Here is a 20,922-nt window from a genome sequence, read left to right on the forward strand (position 1 = left end):
GTGCTGGTCCGAGCGGGGCCAGCGGTGGTTCGGGTGGCGCGGGTGGGGATGGCGGCATCGGTGGGAGCGGCAGTGGCGCCGGCAGCACCGTCATTCCCGTCAGCTATGACTCGACCGCAGTGGCGGTCAGCGCCGCCGGCCCGGCTCCCGGCACCGTCTACGTCACCCATTCATCCGGCACGGTGTCGGTGATCGACCCCACAACCAACACCGTGACCGGCACCATCTCCGTTGGCAGCAACCCCACGGGAGTGGCGGTCAGCCCCACCGGCCCGGCCGCCGGGACCGTCTACGTCACCAACTTTTCCGACGGCACGGTGTCGGTGATCGACCCCGCCACCAATACCGTGAGCGCCACGATCCCCGTTGGCGGCATCGCGGGCGGGGTGGCGGTCAGCCCCACCGGCATCATCTACGTCACAGACGTGGCCAATGGCAGGTTGTCGGTGATCGACCCCGCCACCAATACCGTGAGCGCCACGATCCCCGTCGGTGACGAGCCGTTCGGGGTGGCGGTCAGCCCCACCGGCCCGGCCGCCGGGACCGTCTACGTCACTAACTATTACAGCGGCACGGTGTCAGTCATCGACCCCGCCACCAACACCGTCGCAACCACCATCCCGGTCGGCGTCGACACCTATCCATTCGGAGTGGCGGTCAGCCCCCACACGGGCACCGTCTACGTCACCAACCTAGGTACCAACACGCTGTTAGTGATCGACCCCGCCACCAACGCCGTCACCGCCACTATCCCCCTCACCGAACCTTTCGGAGTGGAGGTCAGCCCCACTACCGGCGCCGTCTACGTCACCAACCTCACCACCAGCGGCACGGTGGCGGTGATCGACCCCGCCACCAACACCGTCACTGCCACCATCCCCATCGGCGCCGACCCGCGCGGGTTGGCGGTCAGCTCCACCGGTCCCGCCCTCGGCAACCTCTACGTCACGTACTCAGGCGTCGGTGACAGGGTGTCGGTGATCACCTGACGTTCCAGCGTGAGTTGCTCAAAGAGCCCACTGACAAATGCTTTTGGGCACGGGTCGGCAACCGCGACCACCACGCTCTGCCGCGCGTAGTTCGTAGAGCGCATCAAGCGCCACCGAGTGTTCGCGCGTTGCGATGCTCGACGAGCCGGATGCTCGAACCGGTCCTATCGCGCGCTTGTTCCGCCTAAACAGCGAAGGCCCGGTGAAAACCGGGCCTGACATGCACAAACGCTGGTGCGCGATACTGGGATTTAACCAGTGATATCTAGTTTGCTGGCATACAGGGTGACCTGCGCAGATAGACGGCCTACCTGCGGACATGCCCTCCTATACCGGAATCTCGCGGAGTTTGGTAGTAAGCTGGCGGAACCCCGTCGAGTCTACGGGGAGTCCACGCCGGGGATTATGGGAGGCGCACAGTTCCCGGCCCCCCGGATGACGCAAGGGTTCGCCGAGCCGCACCCATGATGGTGCGCAGCAGTCCGTAGCAGTGCGCCCGCAACGTTGGGGTGTCTTTGTCGAGCTTCGCGTACCACGCCCGCACGTCGTCGGCCGTGATCGAGCGCAGCGGCAACCCGCCGATCGGCTTGCCGATGATGTGCGCTTCCAACAGCTTGCGGTAGTGCTCGCGCGTGCGGTCCTTCAGGTCGCGTTGCTCGAGCCACGTGTTGGCGTACGTCGCGAGCGTGAGCGCCTTCGTGCCCGGTGCAGCTGGTGTCGTGTCCTCGGGTGGCAGCCACTTGCCGCGGATGATGTCGGCCTGCACGGTCGACAGCCACTGCCGCGCCGATTTCTTGGTGGTGAACGTGGTGGGCGCTTTGTACCGGCGTCCGGCTTTACCTTCGGGGCCGTAGTAGCGGGCCTGCCAGCGCCCGGATGGGAGTTGGCTTACAGAACCGAACGCGCCCCGGTCTTGGGGCCGGCGGCCTTGTCCTTGCGTCAGGGTGTTGTCGTTTGCTGGCTTTACGCTTGATGCTGTGACCAGTCGAAATGATCCGTCGAGCCGGCCGCGTCGGACTCGTGACGCGGAGTTGTTGGCTGCGCAGGAGATCGTTCGGCCTCATCTCGCGGGTGAGTCGGTCCGTGTGATCGCCGCCGCGGTGGACTTGCCGCGCACCAGCGTTCACCGCGTGATTCAGGACTATCGGCGGGCGCAGGAGGGTGCCGACGATCCGGAAGTGGACGCCGAGCTGGATGCGCTGCTGTCGAAGTATCAGGGTGGGTTGGCGTGCACCGAGGTGGCGTGTCCGGCAGATATCGCCCGGTTGGACGACTTGCAGTATTTCCGGTTGGGACATCTGCCGTTGGATCATCCGGTGCGGGGGCACTGGGCAGCGGCGGGGCGTCGGGTGTGGCCTGACGGCACCGTGTGGTGATACTTATGCGCTTGAGCGCAATCGTTCAAGGCTCAGTGGCTGTTGGCCCGTGCGTCTACGGTGGCTTGCTGGTCGGGGCATAGGCGGCTTGATGCGGCACCGATGATGTATCCGCCGTAACCGGTGTATCCGCGTCGTTTGGCGCTGTGGGTGATCGCAAATTCGGGGTCGAAGACTCCGTCGCGGGTGCAAGTGTGGTTTCACCAGTGCTCGGACGGGCGGTCGGGAAACGGATGGTAAAGCCGGATTGGGTGTGCGCGGTAAACGATGAGGGGAACGAAACCGCAGTGCGTCCAGAGCATTTGCGCAAGGGCTGACTGCTCGTCGGTATGAGTCAGGGTCAGTCCCCTAAGTTCCGCTGGCCACAATCTGTTCATGCCGTCGTTGTCGCCGACGTTGATAGCTGCCCAGTCGTCTAGTACGAAGATTCCGTCGGGCTGTTCGTACCATGGGACGCCGTCGAGTTCCTCTCTGAGTAGTTTGATGGCGGCTTCTCCGGTGACGTTGGTCGTGTAGGCGAAGATGAAGTACGGGATCCGATCAACAAATCGGGGCTTATCCGCTGGCGCTATGAAGGTTTCCCTTCCCTGCCCGCCGCCGGGCCGCACTAGTTGCTTCACAGATCGGGCATTCCTGATTGCTCGGCGGAGTTCCTCGGTGCTGAGCCGTGCCTTGACTTGGTATGCGGCGTCCACTGCGTGCGCGATCAACACTTGGTTGCTGTCACAGGTCCACAGCGGCTGATACTGATTGACGACCGCAACATCAACCTCGTCGGATTGTGCACCGCTGGGGTCGATGATGGATGAGCTAAGCGCGACCCGGTTAGCTCCGAGGTTCTCTCGGAGAAACCTCGCAAGCGCTTGTTCGTTCGCGCCGCCTTTAATGTGGGAATCTTTCTGCGCCTGACGAGTGCGCTCGAAGCTTGCGCGCAGTTCCGCGCCACCCCTGGCCCAGAAATCGCTAATCGCATTCACCGACCCATTGTGGGCCGGACGTTCGTTCGCGTGGGTGGCGTTAGGCCGGTGAGTCCCACCATTCCGGTTCGGCGTTCGTGACTTCATAGTGGTATTCGACTTCCTTTGCGGCTGTCGGCGTCAGTTCCAGCAGCATGTAGACACCGTCGATCAGCACTTTGGCGATAGGCACGGGTGTTCCGAAGGGACGGCCTTCGAGCGTGAAGCCAGCGGTCATCTGCGGTGGTTGGGGAGGTCTGGATTCCACAATGAGGCGAACGAGAGGGTTCAATCTGCGGTGTCGAGGTGATGCTGGTGCCGTATCGCCGTCGATCCTGCCTAGGGTCTGCTGTAGGGCATCCTCGGCGACGAGTCCCGCACAGTGAATTAGGTATTCGCCGAGGTCGAGGTGGCCGCTGTAGCAGATGGACGACATGTGCGACAGAAGGTGGGGGATGGTTCCGCTGAGGTGTGATCCGTATGTGTTGGCGTATGCCGTGATGAGTTGCTCCCACGTGCTGAGTCTTCGTGGTGCACCACGGATGATGAGCGCTTTCATCCCTCGCCAGGTGTTGAGGTCTACGGAGTTGACCGGTTCATCGCCGCCGGGCAGTGCTGGTACCGCACCGAAGGCGAGGCCGATCTGCGGGTGGTCGGCGACTGGTTTCGAGACGTTGAACTGGGGGAGCGAGATACCCTTGATTCGGCATAGCCGCTCGATCGCGTTATCGCCTGCGCCGTGGGCGAGCAGTGTTCGGAGGACCGCTGCCACGTCGTCTACGGCTCCGATTGCACCGGCTTCGAGGGCGTCGAGGTGACGTGCGAGTCGGTGGCGCAGGCGGCGCGCGATGGCAACAACTTCATCCGGGGTGGTCTGCCTGCGTCGTTGGGAGTCGGGAGTTTTCAAGGCGCGAGGGTGAGGGGTGGCCCGTCGCAGTCAATTCCGATGACCTTAAGACCTTGGTCGCCGGTAGTCGCTTTCATTACTTCCAGCGTTTCTTCCGCAGCCCACCTGACGGGGAATCTCCACGCCTTAGACCGGTGGGGCGTCAGCGAATAGCTCATGGTGGGCTGCCAATTCTCGCCCATGTATGGGAGGTAGGCAACGGGCTTGCCGGCCGCGTCGACCTTGGCGATGGCGTAGCAGGTGGTCTCGCTCATGCGAAAAGACTATGTCGTTCACAGGGTGATTCGCTGAAACTTCCCCTGCCGGGCCGGATCCCGAGGCGGCATTCTCGTCGTCGGCATCAGTGGTCTTCCCTGGATTCCGACGAAATACACCGTTCCAACGGAGTCCACGGGGAGTCCACGATTTTGCAATCTGATCCCCAAAAGTACTTCTGAACTGCAAGAACTCTGGTGCGCGATACTGGGATTGAACCAGTGACCTCTTCCGTGTCAGGGAAGCGCTCTCCCGCTGAGCTAATCGCGCTGGGGGATCGAAATCGGAGGTGGAGACGGGAATCGAACCCGTGTGCACGGCTTTGCAGGCCGTTGCCTCACCACTCGGCCACTCCACCGCTGGGATTGATGCCATTTGCACCTTCGAGCGGATGACGGGATTCGAACCCGCGACCCTCACCTTGGCAAGGTGATGCGCTACCAACTGCGCTACATCCGCGCGCAACGGGCGAGATCGTCGCCCGGTGCGAAGCACGACGATAGTCCAGTGAGCGTGCCCACACAAATTCCTTGCTCAGAGCGTGTCGAAGAGGGCCCGGGACCGGCCCTCGAACACCTGGGCCACCCGCCCCATGTGGCGGTCATGCTAGTGTTCGACGTCGTTCGCCTCTCGGCGCCGGTCCCGTGGCTCAGTGGAAGAGCGTCCGCTTCACACGCGGAAGGTCGCTGGTTCGATCCCAGCCGGGACCACACCTCCAAACTTCTCTCTGAGGCCCGGTCGCAAGCTGACCAACCCCGGGTCACGAATTCATACCTGACCGCGACACTCGGCAGTTGCACCCGAAATCGAGCCTGGGCACCGCATAGCCTGTCAGGCGCCTGGGCGGATTGTGGGCACCGCGGGGCCGAGGAGTGCGGACGTGAGCGAACTGGACCGGCGGAGGTTTCTGGTCGCCGTGGCCGCATCCGTCGCGGCGGCAACGATGCCAATGGCGCACGCCGACGTGCTCGGCTCGGCACCGGGCCCAGGCCCGCTGCCACCGAATCTGTTGCCGCCGCCCGACCCCGGTTCGCGGCTACCACTGCCGCGAGGCACGGTCCTGAAGCAACTTCCCGGCAGCGGTGACCTGTTGGCATGGACCGTCGATGACGGCGCCGACACCGCGGTCGTGCGGGCCTACACACAGTTCGCCAAGGACACCGGCGTGCGGCTCACCTACTTCGTCACCGCCGGCTATCGCTCTTGGACCGAGAACGCGGCGCAACTCAGACCGCTCGTCGAATCCGGGCAGATTCAGTTGGCCAACCACACCTGGACCCACCCGGACCTGACGAGGCTCGCGCCGAGCCAGATCGCCGACGAACTGAAAAGCACGGACGCCTTCCTGCGCAACACCTACGGCGTGGACGCCGCCCCGTACTTCCGTCCGCCGTACGGACACCACAACGCCGCCGTCGACGCGGTCGCCGCCGATCTCGGCTATCAGAATCCCACCCTGTGGAGTGGCGACCTGCGGGACTCCGCCCTGCTTCCCGAGGACGTCATCGTCCGGCTCGCCTACCAGTACTTCGCGCCGCAGACCATCGTGATCGGCCACCTCAACCACGCTCCCATCACGCACGTTTACGGACAGCTGGTCGACATCATCCGGGCGCGCCGGCTGCGCACCGTAACCCTCAACGACGTCTTCTTGCGCTCCGAGATCCCGCGTAGCACAACACGATTGAGTGGTTGAGACGCACACCGTTGCGCACCTGAATCGGCACGGGTTGACTGGACGCAGGGGTATCACCCCGACACAGAAAGAAGAATCCGATGATTGAAATGTTGCCGGATATGCCGGAGGGAGTCACCGGTATCCGCGTATCGGGCCGACTGCGCGGCGACGAGCTTCGCGAGATCAAGCCCAGCCTGCAGGAGCGGCTGGACACCGGCGAGGTGAGGATCGTCGAGGTCATCCCGTCGGACTACGAGGGCTTCGGGCCTGGCGGGTTGATCGAGGACCTCAAGCTTGGCTTCGGCACCGTCCTGCCGCACCACTCAGCCTTCAAACGGATCGCGATCGTCACCGATCTGGATTGGGTCGCGCACGTGCTGCACGCGCTGGCGTGGATTGTTCCGGGCGAGCTTGCCGTGTTCGGTCTCGACGCGCTGGAGCAGGCCAAGGAGTGGGCGGCCGGCTGAAGGGCCGAAAGTGCAGACCTGCAAGAATTCAGGCTCGGTGAAGTCGGCGACTGGTCGGGGCGCGAAAAAGGAGACGGCATGGCGGTCATAGTGATTCTCGAGCTCCAGTTCAAGCCCGAGTCGGTGGCTGCCGGCCGGGAACTCATGAGCCGGACGCTGGAGGTCACCCGCGCGTTCGACGGAAACCTCCAAACCGACGTATGGGTCGACGAGGACGACGAAGCGCACTGGTTGATCTACGAGGTCTGGGACTCCGTCGAGCACGACGAGGCGTACCGCCGCTTCCGCGCCGGTGAGGGCAAGGTGACCGAGCTTCCGCCGCTGTTGGCAGCGCCGCCGAACAAGAAGAGATACACGACCGCCGACGTCTAGCGCAGGCGAGGCGACGCGGTTTGGCATACCGTCGACCGCATGAGCTTCAACGAAGGCATCGGCACGCTCAAACTCGAATGCCCGCAGGCTCACCCGGTGGGCAGGATCATGCGCGAAACCGCACATCAGTCGACGCAGTACGACCCTGGGGCCGTCGTCGGGCCGCGCCGGTTCTGGCCGGCGGAAAGCGAGCAGACGCGCTTCACGGCGCACTGCCGATTCTGTGACAAGACGGTCGGCGAGAACACCGCGACGTTGCGGGCGAAGTTCGCCGAACTGCTCGCGGACACCGGCGAGACCTATCGCACCACCACGCTGCCGTATCTCTGAGGTCTCAGCGCTTCAACGCGTCGATTCCGTTGTAGAGCACCATCGCGCCGATCACCACCAGGATCACCGCCATCAGGGCAGCGTTGTTCTTTTCCATCCAGTCTTTGAGCCGCGCCATCGTATCGTCCAAACGGGTACCCGCGGCCGCATAAGCCAGGATCGGAATGGCGACCGATGACGCGGCGATCACGACGAAAAACGTTGCGGCCAGCCAGACATCGATGTGGTCGAGCCCGCTGGCGCCGATCGCCAATCCTGCTGGGATGCAGATGAACAGCACGTCAGGACGTGCGACCACCAAAGCCACACCTGTCAGCGCCGCGCGGGTGGGGGTGATCGTCGCGAACGACCGCATCCAGGCCGGCGATTCGGTATGGCCCTGCCGGGTCAGCCAGCGGTAGATGCCGAACAGGATGAGCGCCGAGCCCAGGACGATGCGCAGCCAGGAAGCCCAGCTCGGTGGCGTCTTGTGCAACCCGCCGAGCAGCCCCGAGGCCCCGACGCACACAGCGGTCAGTGCTGCCAGTCCCAGCGCCCATCCGGCAAGGAAAGCCAGCCCGCTCGGCCGCGGTTTCGGCGCCTGCAGCACCAGGACCGCCGGGATGATGGTGATCGGCGAGACCGCGACGACCAGTCCGAGTGGAATCAGCCCGGTGAGGACCGAGCCCCAGCTTCCTGCCATGGGTAGCCAATGTAGTGCACGGCAGGGCATTGCACAGGTTAAAGCCGACGCACCGGACGACGGGAGCGGGGGAGCGCCGAGGACCTCCAAGTGGAGCCCGGGGCCCCTAGTCGGTTCCCCAAGCGCTGCAATGGATTTACGGCGCAGGCCGCACACCGAGCTCCTATCGAAAACACATAATCGCAATCCGCCGGCGTAATGGCGAACCGGATTGGTGCGACGTCAGGTTGCGCCTCCATGGTTTCAGCTGAAAAAGCAAGCGGCACAACGGATCCTAGCCGACTCGCGGTCCTTACCAACGTTCCGGAATTCGCCCCTTATTGAGCGGCCGTCCAATAGTCGGTGGCGTTGATTGCCGGTGCTGATATCGCCGACTGTTTATTGATTTCGTAAGGTTCATGAGGAAACGTCTACGAAAACGCACGCCACTACGCCCATCGAGCACGTCCATCGAGCACGGAGATTTCATGACGCTGACCCGCAGACACCCGCTGGGCGTCCTCGTCGCGATAGTGGCGAGCCTCGCCGCGGTCGCTTCTTTCGGGGCCCCGACGGCGCAAGCCTTCTATGTCAAGTACCACGAGACCATCACCCGCAACGCCCTGCCCGCAGACCAGGTCAGCCAGCTGGCCGTCAACCAGATCCTGATCGGCCCGCCGCCCGGCGGCGGTGCCATGGGCAGCGATGTTTTCGCCACCGACGAGTTCCGCCACCTGGACAACTCGATCAACCCGGTCGACATCTGCAACCGGGCCCGCCAGGCCTGGGACGTCTTCTCCCCGGTCGTGCTCAGCGGCTCCGTCCTCAACGGCAACGTGGAGGTCGACGGACCCGGCGCCCGCGCCGCCTTCGGGGCGCTGCTGCACACCCAGCAGGACTTCTACGCCCACTCCAACTGGGTCGAGGAGAACGTCGCCATCGGCCAGCTGGACCGGCTTGCGCCGCCGATCTTCCCGACCTGCAACCCGGCCGACTTCCCGGCCGATCTGCACACGGGCTACTACAACATCGACTTCTCCCAGCAGTTCCCCCTGGAGGGCTGCCCGGCCGGCGGACCGCCGCCCGGCTTCCAGGAGTGCCACACGGCCCTGAACAAGGACGGCCCGCACACCCCGCGTGGCGCACAGGTCATCCCCGGCACGAACATGACGATGTATGAACTGGCAGCGAAACTGGCCACCCAGGCCAGCACCAACCTGTACACCACGGTGCGTGACTGGGTCGCCAATGAGAACGGCCAGAACGCCGCGGTGCAGCTGTTCCAGCAGGGTGGTCCGATGCCGTCGCTGAACAGCCTTCCGCACATCCCCAACATCCCGAACATCCCCTACACCGGCAGCTAGGGCTGATCAGCGGGTGCTCGGATCGCTCCAGTCGATCCACTCGCCGTGGGCGGCCACCCCGAGCACACCGCTGATCCCGGCCTGGTCGAAGGCCGCGACGAAGTCGTCGGCGCCCTCGGTGAAGTGGGCCCAGCCGTCCACGTGAGCAGGTATCACCAAGGCGGCGCCCAGGATTTCGGCGGCGGCCGCCGCGCGAGCCGACGTAAGGGTCAGCGGGCGGCCGCGCTCCTTGCTGGGCACGCTGGCCGCACCGGCGAACAGCACCGCGATGTCGACGCGGCCGATCCGCTCGGACACCTGCCTGACCACGTCGATCGAGGCGTTGTCGCCGCTGAGATAGACAGTGGGGAGGCCGCGGCCGGACAGCACGAACCCGGTCACCTCGCAGTTGACGTGACCGCTGGCGTCCCGTTGCCCGTCGGCGGGGCCGTGGATCGCTGGAACCGCTTGCACCACAAGGCGATCCGATCCGCCGGGCAACTCGAAGGACTGCCAGGGAGCCAACCCGAGCGCCGGTGGCCCCAAGCGGCCGGCGCCCCCGGGGTGGGTGAGAACCAGGGGAGCGGTCAAGGCGAAGCGGCGTCCCGCGTCGTCCAGGTTGTCGGGATGCTCGTCATGGCTGATCAGCACCACGTCGACCGGGCCCAGCGCTTCGGCGCTGACGGCGGGGCCGACGGTCTTGGTCAGGTAGGCGTGTGGTCCGGCAGGGTCAAAGGTCGGGTCCATCACGATCCGGTGACCGCCGATGTCGACCACCGTCGTCGGACCGCCCAGAACACTGATCGCACAGTCGCGCCGCCGAGGGTTCACTGGCATGAGTCCACTCCGGATCAAACACTGATTCGTTGGTGAGTCTAGGGTTTTCGGGTGTCGGTTTCCCACATGATCTTGATCGGACTGGCGGGGCTCGGGGCCGGCGCGATCAATGCGCTCGTCGGATCGGGCACCCTCATCACGTTTCCGACGCTGGTCGCGCTGGGCTACCCGCCGGTCACCGCCACCATGTCCAACGCGATCGGCCTGGTGGCCGGCAGTGTCTCGGGCACCTGGGGCTATCGCAGGGAACTGCGTGGGCAATGGGGGCGGCTGCGGTGGCAGATCCCGGCGTCGCTGGCCGGGGCGGTACTGGGTGCCTACCTCCTGCTGCATCTGCCCGAACGCGTCTTCACCCGAATCGTGCCCGTGCTGCTGGTGCTGGCTTTGATCCTGGTCGTCATCGGTCCGCGGATTCAGTCGTGGGCACGCCGACGCGCCGAGGACGCAGGCCGCTCCGCTGATCACATCACGCCGAGCAGAATGGCGGCGCTGGTCATCGGCACCTTCCTGGTGGGCGCCTACGGCGGCTATTTCACAGCGGCTCAGGGCATCCTGTTGGTCGGCGTGATGGGCGCGTTGCTGCCGGAATCGGTGCAACGCATGAACGCGGCAAAGAATCTGCTCACGCTGATTGTGAATGTCGTTGCCGCGGTGAGCTATACGCTGGTCGCCTGGGAACGGATCAGCTGGCCGGTAGCCGGGCTGATCGCGGTCGGCTCGCTGATCGGGGGATTGATCGGCGCACGCTATGGACGACGGCTGTCGTCAAATGCGCTGCGCGCCACCATCGTGGTGGTCGGGTTGATCGGGCTGTACCGGTTGCTCGCCGTGTAAATGCGACTGCGAAGACATACGATTCGGCAATGCCGGTTACTCCTGATGACGCAATCGCCGCGATCCGGGGCGCCGGCGGTGCCTGCCCCGGTTATCGGGCCCTGCACGCCAAGGGCACTCTGTACCGCGGCACCTTCACCGCAACGCCGGAGGCTGCGGGGCTCTCCCGCGCACAGCATCTGGACGGCTCGCCGGTCCCGACACTGGTGCGGTTCTCCAACGGCTCGGGCAACCCGGCTCAACCGGACGGTGCACCGGGCGTGCGCGGCCTGGCCGTGAAGTTCACTCTGGCCGACGGCAGCACAACCGACGTCTCCACGCAGACCGCCCGCCTGTTCGCCGCCAGCGGACCCGACGGATTCGTCGACCTGCTCAAGGCGCTGCGGCCCGGCGCGACGATGCCGGCCCGGCTGGCCCGCCTCTTCGCGACCCGGCCGGCCCTGCTGCGTGCTCTGCCGGTTCTGGCCGCCGCCGGTAAGACCCCGGCAAGCTACGCCACCATCGAATACCACGGATTGCATGCTTTCCGCTGGGTCGCCGCCGACGGCAGCGCGAGATTCGTTCGCTACCATCTGATCCCGGTCGCCGGGGTAGAGCACCTGTCGCTACTGGCGTCCCGCAAGAAGGACCGCGACTTCCTCACCGACGAACTGAACACGCGCCTCGGCAACAGCCCGGTGCGGTTCGATTACCGCGTCCAGATCGCCGGACCCAACGATTCGACGGTGGATCCGTCGGCGCCCTGGCACAGCGCGGACACGGTCACCGTCGGCACCATCGAGATCACCGGCGTGGACACCGAGCGCGAACACGGCGGCGACATCGTCGTCTTCGACCCGATGCGCGTCACCGACGGCATCGAACCCTCCGAGGACCCGGTGCTGCACTTTCGCACCTTGGCATATTCGGCGTCGGTCAAACTGCGGACCGGCGTCGACCGCGGCGCCGAAGCACCCGGATGATCAGGGACTTATTGCTCTACCCCCGTGGGGTATCTGAGTCGTAGCGTCCGGGGGTATGACGCAAGAACCTGAACCCGATTCGGCGGCCGAAGGTCGCTGGCTGGGTCAACTCCTGGCCTGGGTGGGCATCGTCGCCGGGATCGTCTTCATCGTGGCGGTGGTTTTCTTCTCGGGCTTTTTCGTGGCCTGGTCGCAGGACGGCCACACCTGGGGGTCGAGAAATTCCGGCGGCGGACGCGACGGGACCTGCCCGATGATGGGCTCCGGCGGAATGATGGGCCCCGGGGGCATGATGGGGCCCGGCAACCTGGGCCCGGGGCGTTCAACGATTCCGCAGCCGCCGCCTTCGAGTACGCCGACGACACCGCCTCGTTAATTGATCATCACTGGCGCAACAGGATTCAACTGACTGTCGCCGCCGCGGCGTCCTCGATGACGTCCAGCGCCGCGCCGCGGCGTTGCCACGCTCGACGTTGCCGCATCGCTCCGTTGCCGAGCGCGGTGACACGGTCGAGTTCGTCGACGACGTGGTGGTATTCGTCCAGGGCGTCCAGTGCCGGGCGGACCCGGTGCACCAACGCGCTCAGCAGCTCGCGCACCGGAACCGCCCCGCGCCCGTCGACCAGATCCAAGGTGCTGCCGGCCAGCCCGTCATGCGCGGCCTTCCAGTACGCCGCCCGCAACGCGGCCGGCGGCAACCGGTCGACGGTGCGATCGCGCTCGTCGACCGCGGTCATCACGGCCGCCCGGATCAGCGTGGCCAGCAACACGGTGTCGGCGGCGGTCGCCGGCACATCGGCGACCCGCACCTCCACGGTGGGAAAATCCGCCGACGGGCGCACGTCCCAGTAGACCATCCCGGCATCCAGGATCACCCCGGTCTCGACCAGCATCCCCACCGTGCGGTCGTATTCCTCAACCGAGGCGAAATACGGCGGCGCACCCGCGACGGGCCAGCGCCGCCACAACACACTGCGCCAGCTGGCATAGCCGGAGTCGCTGTTGCGGTAGATCGCCGAATTCGCCGACAGCGCAAGCAAAGTCGGCAGCCATGGGCGCACCCAGTTGCCGGCGTGGACCGCCGCACCGCGGTCGGGCACCGCCACGTGGACATGGCACCCGCAGATGCCCTGCTCATGTGCCACCATCCCGAACCGCTCGCCGATCTGACGGTAGCGGGGGGTGTCGGTCACCGGGAACTCGTGGGGAGTGACGGGAGGCAGTCCCAGGGCCAGCAGGCGCACGCCGACCGCTTCGGCGGCCCGCGCGGCTGTGCGTCGTAGCTCGGTGAGCTCTTCGTGCAGCTGTGCAGCAGTGGTCGCGACGCTGGACGTCGTCTCCACCTGGCAGCTGGCCAGCTCCACGTCGAGCTCGACGCCGCGGCGTGCGGCCTCGGCGGCCACGTCCCGATTGCGGGGAGCGGGCTCGCCGGTGTCCGGGGCGGCCAAGAGAAACTCTTCTTCCACACCGACCGTCGGCAGGTCACCCTCCGATTGCCGCGTGCTCATGTCCCGCAACCTACCCGGCTGGTGACCGGGCAAACCTGCTCTCACCCGGTGTTATGCATGGGAACTTGGCCATGTCGGCGATTTCCCAGTACGAACGCGGTTAGTTGGAGACAATGGCCTCGAAGGGAACCGGAGTTCGGCCCTCACGGGGTCTCTGGGGTGGGTTCAGTGAGCGTGCGCGGCACGGTCCGATGAAGGAGCGATCTAGCAGTGTTAAGTCCCCGGTTGCAGGAACACGACTACGTCCTTGATTCGACCGAGAACCTGGTCGCCCAGGACGGCATCGAAGCCGTGACGATCCGCGCGCTCACCAAGGCCACCGGTGTCTCCAACGGCGCCATCTACCGCACCTTCGAATCCCGCGGCGGCCTGCTGGGCCGGGTCTGGATCCGGGCTGAACGTCGTTTTCTGGATCAGCTGACCAGTCTCGTCGAGGAGGCGAAGGCCCAGCCCGGCGGTGAACCCCTCGATGCGGTCTATGCCGCCGCGGAGACCTCGCTGCTGTACCCGGACTTGTACCCGGGTTCGTCTGCATGCCTGATGACGGTGCGTCGTGACGACGTCGTCAGCCAACCGATGCCCGCCGATATCGCCGAGCACCTGCAGGGCCTCGAGCGCGAACTCGCCGCGGTCATGGCCCAGCTGGCCGAAGGCCTCTGGGGGCGCAGCGACGACGGCGCAGTCGACCTGATCGCCACCTGCATCATCGATCTGCCGAAGTGGATCGGTCTGCGCGGTGGACGGTACAGCCTGCCCATCCTGCGTGACTACCTGCGCGCGGCGGTGCGATCGGTACTCGAAGTGGGACCCCCGCCGGCCGGGGCAGACCGCGAGTTGGCGGCCAGCGGCGCTCGCCACGGCGCGGCGTAACCGTCGTCAGGAAATCGCGAGGGCGTTGTCCACGGTCGGGAAGATCGGCAACTCCGCGGTCAGTCCGCAGGCAGCCACGATCCGGCTGACGATCGGGGCGTGGGTCACCAGCCGCAGTTCGACGCCGCGACGGCGGCACTGTTCGGCGGCCTCGCTGAGCACGCTGTAGGCGCAGCAGCCCATGAAATCGACGTCGGTTACGTCGACGACGAACGGTCCGGGTGCGGTGGCAGTGGCGGCCGCTTCGGTCACCAGCTGGCGCCAGGTGCTCTCGTTGCAGGCGTCGATTTCACCGCCGGCGTGGATCACCACCGCGTCGCCACTGCGATCGGTGATCGCACGCAGCGTGCTGCGCGGCTCGCCGAGTTGGTAGACCAGGCGGGTACTGAGTGTGAGATGTGAGGAAAAAGATTCTGCGATGACCAGGCTCATGGTGCACTCCTAATCGACTGGCGCAAATCGCGCCGCGATGGATGCCCGTCCTGCATATCTGAAGACAGACAGATAAATCGCCCTGTAGATACCAGTTCTATAACAAGACAGGTCTGTCTGTCTACATGGCTGGGGTAAGAGTACGGTAAGTCACGTTATGACAACGCCCGACGTCACGGGCCCCGGGGGTCCCGCCGTGCCCGCCCGTGAACGGATATTGAATGCCGCCTACGAATTGTTCGGCCGCCGTGGAATCAGGGCGGTGGGCACCGAGGAAGTGATCGAGCGCGCCTGTGTGGCCAAGGCGACGCTCTACCGGCACTTCGCGACCAAAAATGCGCTGGTACTGGCCGTCCTGGAGCGGCGTGAGCAATTGTGGACGCACGGCCTGATCGAGGAGCGCTCCGCGTCGCTCGGCAGCACGCCCGAGGAACAGTTGCTGGCGATTTTCGACGTCCTGCACGAGTGGTTCCACAATCGGGACGGCTTCGAGGGCTGCTCGTTCATCAACGTGCTGCTCGAGTTGGGCGCCGACCATCCCGCCGGGCAACCGAGCATCGTCCATATCAACAATGTGCGTGAGATCGTTCGCACGCGGGCGGTGGCCGCGGGGTTGCGCGACGTCGAGGATTTCGCGCGGTCCTGGCAGATCCTGATGAAGGGCGCGATCATGCTCGCGGCGGTTGGCGACACCGACGCCGCCCTGCGATCGCGCAGCATGGCCCGCGGCCTCATCGATCGGCACCGCCCGCCCGACGGCGTTCGCCCCGAAACGGACCGCGAAGAGGCGGTCGGTTAGTTCAGGCGGCCTTTTCCGCAGCCTGGTTTCCGGTCTTGCGATAGTGCTCTTCCTCCAGTTCGGCGATCGCGCGAGACGTGCGTTCGCGCAACAGGATCGCCGCGGTGATGCCGCAGATGACGGCGATGACCAGGGCTACCCAGGAGAACCGGGACATCCAGCGCTCGGCGGCCACACCGGCGTAATACACCAGGGCGGTGGTACCCCCGGCCCAGCAGATGCCGCCGCCCACATTCGCCGCCAGGAAGCGCGGGTAGGGCATCTTCAACGCCCCGGCCAGCGGCCCGGCGAAGATGCGCAGCAGTGCGATAAAGCGGCCGAAGAACACCGCACGAACACCCCAGCGGTTGAAGGTCCGCTCGGCCAGTGCCACGTGCCCGGGACCGAAGTGCTTCGGGAATCTGCGGCCCAGGCGGTCGAACAGTGGCATCCCGAAACGCCGGCCAATCGAGTAGCCGATTGAGTCGCCCACCACGGCGCCGATCACCGCGGCCGCGCCGACGCCGATGGGGTTGACCCCGATCTCGTGATGCGACGACATCAACGCGGCACTGACCAACACGATCTCGCCCGGCAGCGGAATGCCCAGGCTTTCCACTCCGACGACGCCGCCGACCAGCAGGTAGATCGCCAGCGGCGGGATTGAATGCAGCAGGGCGTCCAGATCCATGGATAAAGAATGCCTGACCGCCGCCGGATACGCGGCACAACGCCGTCAGCGAATACTGTCGTGACGTCAAGACTCAGGGCAGCTCCGGAGGTCCCGTTGGAATTCAACCTCGCGCAGATCATTTCGGCGGTGGCCGCCGCCAACCCGGACCGCGACGCGATCGTGTTCGGTGACCGCCGGTTCACCTTCGCTCAGACCGAGGAACGGGCCCGGCGTTTCGCACGCGCGCTGCACGACTGGGGATTGGGCGCCCACCGGGAACGCGCCGAGTTGGCGCCACATGAATCGGGCCAGAGTCACCTGGGGCTGTATCTGGCCAACTGCAACGAGTTCCTGGAAGCGATGATCGGGGCCTACCGGGCCCGGGTCGCTCCGTTCAACGTCAACTACCGCTACGTCGCGGAGGAGTTGGTGTACCTGATCGGCAACGCCAACGCGGATGCGCTGGTCTACCAGGCGCGTTTCGCACCGACGTTGGCCCAGGCTCTGGAACGCGCGTCGAAGCCGGTTCGGCTGATCCACGTCGACGACGAGTCCGGCAACGCGCCGCTTCCGGGGGCGGTGCGCTACGAGGAGCTGCTGGCCTCGGTTTCCGACGAACCGTTGGACGTGGTGCCGTCGCCCGACGATCTCTACATGCTCTACACCGGGGGCACCACCGGCATGCCCAAGGCGGTGCTGTGGCGTCAGCACGACATCTTCATGAACGCGATGGGCGGCCGGACCTTCGGCACCGGTGAGCCGGTGCGCAGCCTGGAGGAGATCGTGGAGCGCTCCCGGCCCGATGGCCCCGGATCCATGACGGCCGCACCGCTGATGCACGGGGCGGCGCAGTGGGCGGCGTTCATCAACTTGTGTGCCGGGCGGCCGTTCGTGATGGCGCCGACGACCACCCATCTGGATCCGGCCGAAGTGTGGGCGCTGGCCAGCCGGGAGCGGGTGGTGTCGTTGTCGATCGTCGGCGACGCCTTCGGCCGTCCGCTCCTCGACGAACTGCAGACCGGCTCCTACGACCTTTCCGGGCTGTTCGTGCTGGTCACCGGCGGGGCGGCGTTGAGCGCTCCGCTGAAGCAGCGGTTTGTGGAAGTGCTGCCGCACCTGACGATCCTGGACGCTGGGGGCTCCTCGGAATCGGGCGCCCAGATGGGGCAGGTCTCCAGCGCGGCGCAGCATGCGTCGGGCAGGTTCGCACCCAATCCGGGGGCGGTGGTGGTCAGCGAGGACCTGACGCGGATCCTGTCCCCGGGCGACGACGAGATCGGTTGGCTGGCCCAGCAGGGCCCGATCCCGTTGGGCTACCTCGACGATGCGGCGAAGACGGCTCGGACGTTCCCGGTCATCGACGGCATCCGGCACTCAGTTCCCGGCGATCGGGCCCGCTGGGACGCCGACGGCCAGATCGAACTGCTCGGCCGGGACTCGGTGACCATCAACTCCGGCGGGGAAAAGATCTTCGCCGAGGAGGTCGAGGCCGCGATCAACGAGCATCCCGCCGTCTACGACGTCGTGGTGACCGGCCGTCCGAGTGAGCGGTGGGGCAACGAGGTGGTCGCGTTGGTGCAGCTGGCGGACGGTGCTCACGCCGACGCGGAGGGCATCATCGCCGAGGCCGCGCGTCACATCGCGCGCTACAAGCTGCCCAAAGAGGTGATCTTCTGCGCCAAGGTGCAGCGGTCACCGTCCGGCAAGGCCGACTACCGGTGGGCGAAAGAGCAAGCTGTACAAGCTAATTGAAGAATCCCGATTTGTCGTTGCTCTTGTTCCAGCCGCCGGAGCTGCTGTCGCCGGAGTTGGCGATGCCCGAGCTGTAATTGCCCGAGTTGTTGATCCCGTTGTTGTAGGAACCGGTGTTGCCGAAGCCGGACAGTGCGTAACCGGTGTTGTAGAACCCGACGTTGCCCCGGCCGTCGGAGTTGTGCCAGCCCGACGTGTAGCCGAAGGCGTCGGCGGTGCTGTTCTGGAATCCCGACGAATCCGAGCCGGTGTTGTAAAAGCCGGACAGATTGCTGCCGACATTGCCGAACCCTGAATTCGTCAGGCCGACAGGGGTTTCCGAGCTGCCGAAGCCGGTGTTGAAACTTCCGGAATCGAACAGCCCGGTGTTGGTGTTGCCCGAGCTGAACAGACCGGTGTTCCAGTAGCCGGAGTTGAATGCGCCGGTGTTGGTTCCGTATTGCGCTGAGTTGAAGAATCCGGTGTTGCCGGAGCCCGCATTGCCGAAGCCGACGCTGTTGTACGTCGCGTTGCCCGCGCCCGTGTTGCTGATGCCGGCATTGTCGAAGCCGAAGTTCGTGTTGCCGCCGTTGCCGAAGCCGGTGTTGACCGATCCCGCGTTCCAGAAGCCGGTGTTGGTGGTCCCGGCGTTGCCGAATCCCCAGTTGCCGTAGCCGGAATTGAAGAAGCCGACGTTGTTGTCGCCGGAGTTGAAGAAACCGATGTTGTTGTTGCCCGAGTTGCCGAAGCCCAGGTTCCCGACGCCGGCGTTGAGCGCGCCGATACCCACCTGGTTGTCGCCGGTGAGCCCGAATCCGACGTTGTTGTTGCCGGTGTTGCCGAACCCGAAGTTGAAGCTGCCCTTGTTCCCGAAGCCGACGTTCGAGTCGCCGGCGTTGCCGCTGCCGAGGTTGAAGGAGCCGAGGTTTCCGCTGCCGAAGTTGGTGGAGCCGATGTTTCCGCCACCCCGGTTGCCGTCGCCGACGTTTCCGGGACCCAGGTTTCCGTTGCCCTGGTTTCCGCCACCCAGGTTCAGATTGCCGTAGTTGCCGTTGCCGAAGTTGGTGTTGCCCCAGTTGCCGCTGCCCAGGTTGGCATTACCGGTGTTGCCGCTGCCCACGTTGGTGTTGCCGCCGTTGCCGCTGCCCAGGTTGGCGTTGCCGTAATTTCCGCTGCCCACGTTGGCTTTTCCGGTGTTGCCGCTGCCGAGGTTGGTGTCGCCGGTGTTTCCGACGCCGAGATTCCAGGCTCCGTTGTTGCCGATGCTGGTGTTCAGATTCGCCAGGCCTGCCAGCGATTGCCAGGGCGCCAACTCGGCGGCGGCCGCGGACACCCCGGAGTGATAGCCGACCATCGCGGCCACGTCCTGGGCCCACATCTGTTCATAGCTGCTCTCGGCGGCCGCGATCGCAGGCGCGTTCTGCCCGAACAAATTCGACATCACCAGCTGCACAATGGAATTGCGATTCGCTGTCACTGCCAGAGGATGGACGGTGCCGGCCTGCGCGGCCTCGAACAGGCCGGCCACGGCCGTCGCCTGAGAGGCCGCCGCACTGGCCCGGGCCGCTGCCGCGCTCAGCCACTTCGCATAGGGTGCGGCCGCTGATGTCATGGCCGTCGCCGCGGGACCGTGCCACGCCTGACCCGCCAACCCCGAGGTCACCGACGCGAATGACTCGGCCGCCACCGCCAGTTCCGCGGCCAGCCCGTCCCAGGCAGCGGCCGCGCCGAACATCGGTCCCGAGCCCGCTCCGCTGAATATGCGCAGCGAATTGACCTCGGGCGGTGATACCAAAAAACTCATGACAGGCTCCAGAGGTTTCCCCAGGTCCCTTGAAGCCTGGGATTACATACCGCGGGACTGTATATGAGGCGTTAGCTAATATTTCCGTTTTCCCAGATCTGGTGAAGGCGTCCACGCGCCGGTCCTGAGCGGCGACCGAGCGGATCGGCGAGAGGACCCGCCAGAGCGGCTGTCGCACCGGCGAAAAGGCAAGCGGCACAGAGAAATTGTGTTCCGGACTCGCCGCCGGATGAAAGGGGGGCGTCGCGTTGCCAACCAGTCTTGATTCCCCGACCACTCTGCAACGCGACGCTGGCCAACCGTATCGAGAATCACGAGGCCGTAGGTGCGTTTTGGCCGAAACCGTCGTCGGAAGTATCCGCTTGGCGGGTCGGGTGGCTGGGTGCCGCAATGTTCATCCGCAGTGATCGCATCGGGTCTAAAATCTGGTCCCGTCGCCAGGCCTGTCGGGAGGTTACTGATGTCGTTTGTCATCGCGGTACCTGAGTTGGTCTCGACGGCAGCCGGCGATCTGGCGGGAATCGGGTCGGCATTGTCGTCGGCCGGCGCGGCGGCTTCGGTACCGACTACCGGGATCGTCGCGGCGGCCGAGGATGAGGTGTCGACGGCGATTGCGGCATTATTCGCGGCGCACGGCCGCGCTTACCAGGCACTCAATGCGCAGGTCGCGGCCTTTCACGAGCAGTTTGTGCAATCGTTGGCCGCCGGGGCCGCCGCGTACGCCGCCGCCGAGGCGGCCGGCGCGTCGCCGCTGCAGAGCCTGCTCGGGTTGATCAACGCTCCGACCCAGACGTTGCTGGGGCGCCCGCTGATCGGCAATGGTGCTGACGCACCGGACTTCTCGGGGGCACCCGGTGGTGCCGGCGGGTTGTTGTTCGGCAACGGCGGTCGCGGTGGTTCGGGCGCGCCGGGCCGGGCCGGCGGCGCCGGAGGAGACGCGGGCCTGATCGGCAACGGCGGGATCGGCGGTGTGGGCGGGGCCGGCGCGCTCGGTGGGAACGGCGGTGCCGGTGGGACGTTGTTCGGCGACGGTGGCGCCGGCGGGCGAGGTGGGTCCGCCGTGGTGGGCGTGCTCGGTGGAACTCCCGGCACCGGAGGCCACGGCGGCAATGCGAACTGGTTCGGCTCCGGTGGTGCGGGAGGGCAGGGCGGGACGGGT

At 65.7% G+C, this 20,922-nt stretch carries 24 protein-coding genes and 4 tRNA genes; 15 read left to right on the forward strand and 13 right to left on the reverse strand.

All coding sequences use genetic code 11. The features are described 5' to 3' along the window. Nucleotides 1-989: DUF5074 domain-containing protein (locus AO501_RS34100; protein WP_156452934.1), on the forward strand; the 989-nt coding region annotated here is incomplete at its 5' end. Nucleotides 990-1,392: 403 nt separating this feature from the next. Here AO501_RS34100 and AO501_RS36725 read toward each other — a convergent pair. Beyond that, nucleotides 1,393-1,755 (reverse strand): hypothetical protein, encoded by a 363-nt coding sequence (locus tag AO501_RS36725; RefSeq protein WP_055581980.1) that lies wholly within the window; start codon nucleotides 1,753-1,755, stop codon nucleotides 1,393-1,395. A 211-nt stretch (nucleotides 1,756-1,966) separates the two neighbouring features. On the opposite strand from AO501_RS36725, the gene AO501_RS34110 reads away from it, so the two are divergent. After that, nucleotides 1,967-2,365 carry a helix-turn-helix domain-containing protein gene (locus AO501_RS34110; protein ID WP_156452935.1) on the forward strand — a complete coding sequence of 133 codons (399 nt, stop codon included), beginning with the start codon at nucleotides 1,967-1,969 and terminating at the stop codon, nucleotides 2,363-2,365. A 200-nt stretch (nucleotides 2,366-2,565) separates the two neighbouring features. On the opposite strand, the gene AO501_RS34115 is transcribed toward AO501_RS34110, so the two are convergent. The 6 genes from AO501_RS34115 to AO501_RS34140 form a co-directional block, all read right to left on the reverse strand. Continuing rightward, nucleotides 2,566-3,342: a DUF6602 domain-containing protein gene (locus tag AO501_RS34115; RefSeq protein ID WP_055581982.1), complete on the reverse strand. Its 777-nt coding sequence runs from the start codon at nucleotides 3,340-3,342 to the stop codon at nucleotides 2,566-2,568. A gap of 40 nt (nucleotides 3,343-3,382) precedes the next feature. Next, nucleotides 3,383-4,228 (reverse strand): hypothetical protein, encoded by an 846-nt coding sequence (locus AO501_RS34120; protein ID WP_055581983.1) that lies wholly within the window; start codon nucleotides 4,226-4,228, stop codon nucleotides 3,383-3,385. Beyond that, a complete protein-coding gene (locus AO501_RS34125) occupies nucleotides 4,225-4,482 on the reverse strand; it encodes a hypothetical protein (protein WP_055581984.1) in 258 nt (85 codons plus the stop codon). Before AO501_RS34125 ends, AO501_RS34120 begins: the two co-directional genes overlap by 4 nt. A 196-nt stretch (nucleotides 4,483-4,678) precedes the next feature. Beyond that, nucleotides 4,679-4,753 (reverse strand) — tRNA-Val (locus tag AO501_RS34130). A gap of 17 nt (nucleotides 4,754-4,770) precedes the next feature. Further along, nucleotides 4,771-4,841: transfer RNA gene (locus AO501_RS34135), tRNA-Cys, on the reverse strand. Between the two features lie 28 nt (nucleotides 4,842-4,869). After that, nucleotides 4,870-4,942: transfer RNA gene (locus tag AO501_RS34140), tRNA-Gly, on the reverse strand. A gap of 179 nt (nucleotides 4,943-5,121) precedes the next feature. On the opposite strand from AO501_RS34140, the gene AO501_RS34145 reads away from it, so the two are divergent. The 5 genes from AO501_RS34145 (at nucleotide 5,122) to AO501_RS34165 (ending at nucleotide 7,330) form a co-directional block, all read left to right on the forward strand. Continuing rightward, nucleotides 5,122-5,193: transfer RNA gene (locus AO501_RS34145), tRNA-Val, on the forward strand. Between the two features lie 179 nt (nucleotides 5,194-5,372). Further along, nucleotides 5,373-6,179, forward strand: a complete 807-nt coding sequence (locus tag AO501_RS34150; RefSeq protein WP_055581999.1) for a polysaccharide deacetylase family protein — start codon at nucleotides 5,373-5,375, stop codon at nucleotides 6,177-6,179. 80 nt (nucleotides 6,180-6,259) lie between these two features. After that, nucleotides 6,260-6,628: an STAS/SEC14 domain-containing protein gene (locus tag AO501_RS34155; RefSeq protein WP_055581985.1), complete on the forward strand. Its 369-nt coding sequence runs from the start codon at nucleotides 6,260-6,262 to the stop codon at nucleotides 6,626-6,628. 78 nt (nucleotides 6,629-6,706) lie between these two features. After that, nucleotides 6,707-7,000: a putative quinol monooxygenase gene (locus tag AO501_RS34160; RefSeq protein WP_055581986.1), complete on the forward strand. Its 294-nt coding sequence runs from the start codon at nucleotides 6,707-6,709 to the stop codon at nucleotides 6,998-7,000. A 39-nt stretch (nucleotides 7,001-7,039) separates the two neighbouring features. After that, nucleotides 7,040-7,330: a hypothetical protein gene (locus tag AO501_RS34165; protein WP_055581987.1), complete on the forward strand. Its 291-nt coding sequence runs from the start codon at nucleotides 7,040-7,042 to the stop codon at nucleotides 7,328-7,330. A gap of 4 nt (nucleotides 7,331-7,334) precedes the next feature. Here AO501_RS34165 and AO501_RS34170 read toward each other — a convergent pair whose 3' ends face one another. Then, the gene (locus AO501_RS34170) at nucleotides 7,335-8,012 is read right to left on the reverse strand and encodes a GAP family protein (RefSeq protein WP_055581988.1); all 678 of its coding nucleotides are present in this window, start codon (nucleotides 8,010-8,012) and stop codon (nucleotides 7,335-7,337) included. Between the two features lie 467 nt (nucleotides 8,013-8,479). On the opposite strand from AO501_RS34170, the gene AO501_RS34175 reads away from it, so the two are divergent. Next, nucleotides 8,480-9,355, forward strand: a complete 876-nt coding sequence (locus AO501_RS34175) for a hypothetical protein (protein ID WP_063892982.1) — start codon at nucleotides 8,480-8,482, stop codon at nucleotides 9,353-9,355. Between the two features lie 6 nt (nucleotides 9,356-9,361). On the opposite strand, the gene AO501_RS34180 is transcribed toward AO501_RS34175, so the two are convergent. Further along, the gene (locus AO501_RS34180) at nucleotides 9,362-10,165 is read right to left on the reverse strand and encodes an MBL fold metallo-hydrolase (protein WP_055581989.1); all 804 of its coding nucleotides are present in this window, start codon (nucleotides 10,163-10,165) and stop codon (nucleotides 9,362-9,364) included. Between the two features lie 57 nt (nucleotides 10,166-10,222). On the opposite strand from AO501_RS34180, the gene AO501_RS34185 reads away from it, so the two are divergent. The 3 genes from AO501_RS34185 to AO501_RS34195 are packed head-to-tail and all read left to right on the forward strand — an operon-like array spanning nucleotide 10,223 to nucleotide 12,343. Beyond that, nucleotides 10,223-11,005 (forward strand): sulfite exporter TauE/SafE family protein, encoded by a 783-nt coding sequence (locus AO501_RS34185; RefSeq protein ID WP_055581990.1) that lies wholly within the window; start codon nucleotides 10,223-10,225, stop codon nucleotides 11,003-11,005. Between the two features lie 29 nt (nucleotides 11,006-11,034). Beyond that, nucleotides 11,035-11,967, forward strand: a complete 933-nt coding sequence (locus AO501_RS34190; protein ID WP_055581991.1) for a catalase family peroxidase — start codon at nucleotides 11,035-11,037, stop codon at nucleotides 11,965-11,967. A gap of 55 nt (nucleotides 11,968-12,022) precedes the next feature. Next, the gene (locus tag AO501_RS34195; protein WP_082659024.1) at nucleotides 12,023-12,343 is read left to right on the forward strand and encodes a hypothetical protein; all 321 of its coding nucleotides are present in this window, start codon (nucleotides 12,023-12,025) and stop codon (nucleotides 12,341-12,343) included. Between the two features lie 25 nt (nucleotides 12,344-12,368). On the opposite strand, the gene AO501_RS34200 is transcribed toward AO501_RS34195, so the two are convergent. Beyond that, a complete protein-coding gene (locus tag AO501_RS34200; protein WP_055581992.1) occupies nucleotides 12,369-13,475 on the reverse strand; it encodes a carboxylate-amine ligase in 1,107 nt (368 codons plus the stop codon). 210 nt (nucleotides 13,476-13,685) lie between these two features. On the opposite strand from AO501_RS34200, the gene AO501_RS34205 reads away from it, so the two are divergent. Further along, nucleotides 13,686-14,345 carry a TetR/AcrR family transcriptional regulator gene (locus AO501_RS34205; protein WP_055581993.1) on the forward strand — a complete coding sequence of 220 codons (660 nt, stop codon included), beginning with the start codon at nucleotides 13,686-13,688 and terminating at the stop codon, nucleotides 14,343-14,345. 6 nt (nucleotides 14,346-14,351) lie between these two features. Here the strand turns inward: AO501_RS34205 and AO501_RS34210 are convergent, their stop codons facing one another. Continuing rightward, the gene (locus AO501_RS34210; RefSeq protein ID WP_055581994.1) at nucleotides 14,352-14,777 is read right to left on the reverse strand and encodes an anti-sigma factor antagonist; all 426 of its coding nucleotides are present in this window, start codon (nucleotides 14,775-14,777) and stop codon (nucleotides 14,352-14,354) included. A gap of 157 nt (nucleotides 14,778-14,934) precedes the next feature. Between AO501_RS34210 and AO501_RS34215 the strand changes: the two genes are divergently transcribed. Further along, on the forward strand, nucleotides 14,935-15,576 hold the full coding sequence (locus AO501_RS34215) for a TetR/AcrR family transcriptional regulator (protein ID WP_055581995.1): 642 nt from the start codon (nucleotides 14,935-14,937) through the stop codon (nucleotides 15,574-15,576). Between the two features lies 1 nt (nucleotide 15,577). Here the strand turns inward: AO501_RS34215 and AO501_RS34220 are convergent, their stop codons facing one another. Continuing rightward, nucleotides 15,578-16,246: a DedA family protein gene (locus tag AO501_RS34220; protein WP_055581996.1), complete on the reverse strand. Its 669-nt coding sequence runs from the start codon at nucleotides 16,244-16,246 to the stop codon at nucleotides 15,578-15,580. 96 nt (nucleotides 16,247-16,342) lie between these two features. Between AO501_RS34220 and AO501_RS34225 the strand changes: the two genes are divergently transcribed. Next, nucleotides 16,343-17,980, forward strand: a complete 1,638-nt coding sequence (locus tag AO501_RS34225) for an acyl-CoA synthetase (RefSeq protein ID WP_055581997.1) — start codon at nucleotides 16,343-16,345, stop codon at nucleotides 17,978-17,980. Here AO501_RS34225 and AO501_RS34230 read toward each other — a convergent pair. Beyond that, nucleotides 17,973-19,763, reverse strand: coding sequence for a PPE family protein (locus tag AO501_RS34230; RefSeq protein ID WP_055581998.1), 1,791 nt, complete (start codon nucleotides 19,761-19,763; stop codon nucleotides 17,973-17,975). The genes AO501_RS34225 and AO501_RS34230 overlap by 8 nt on opposite strands. A 460-nt stretch (nucleotides 19,764-20,223) precedes the next feature. Here AO501_RS34230 and AO501_RS34235 point away from each other — a divergent pair. Then, the coding region (locus AO501_RS34235) for a PE family protein (RefSeq protein ID WP_156452936.1) at nucleotides 20,224-20,922 on the forward strand (699 nt) is incomplete at its 3' end.

It is taken from the genome of Mycobacterium gordonae (assembly GCF_001417955.2).
Taxonomy (GTDB): Bacteria; Actinomycetota; Actinomycetes; order Mycobacteriales; family Mycobacteriaceae; genus Mycobacterium; species Mycobacterium gordonae_B.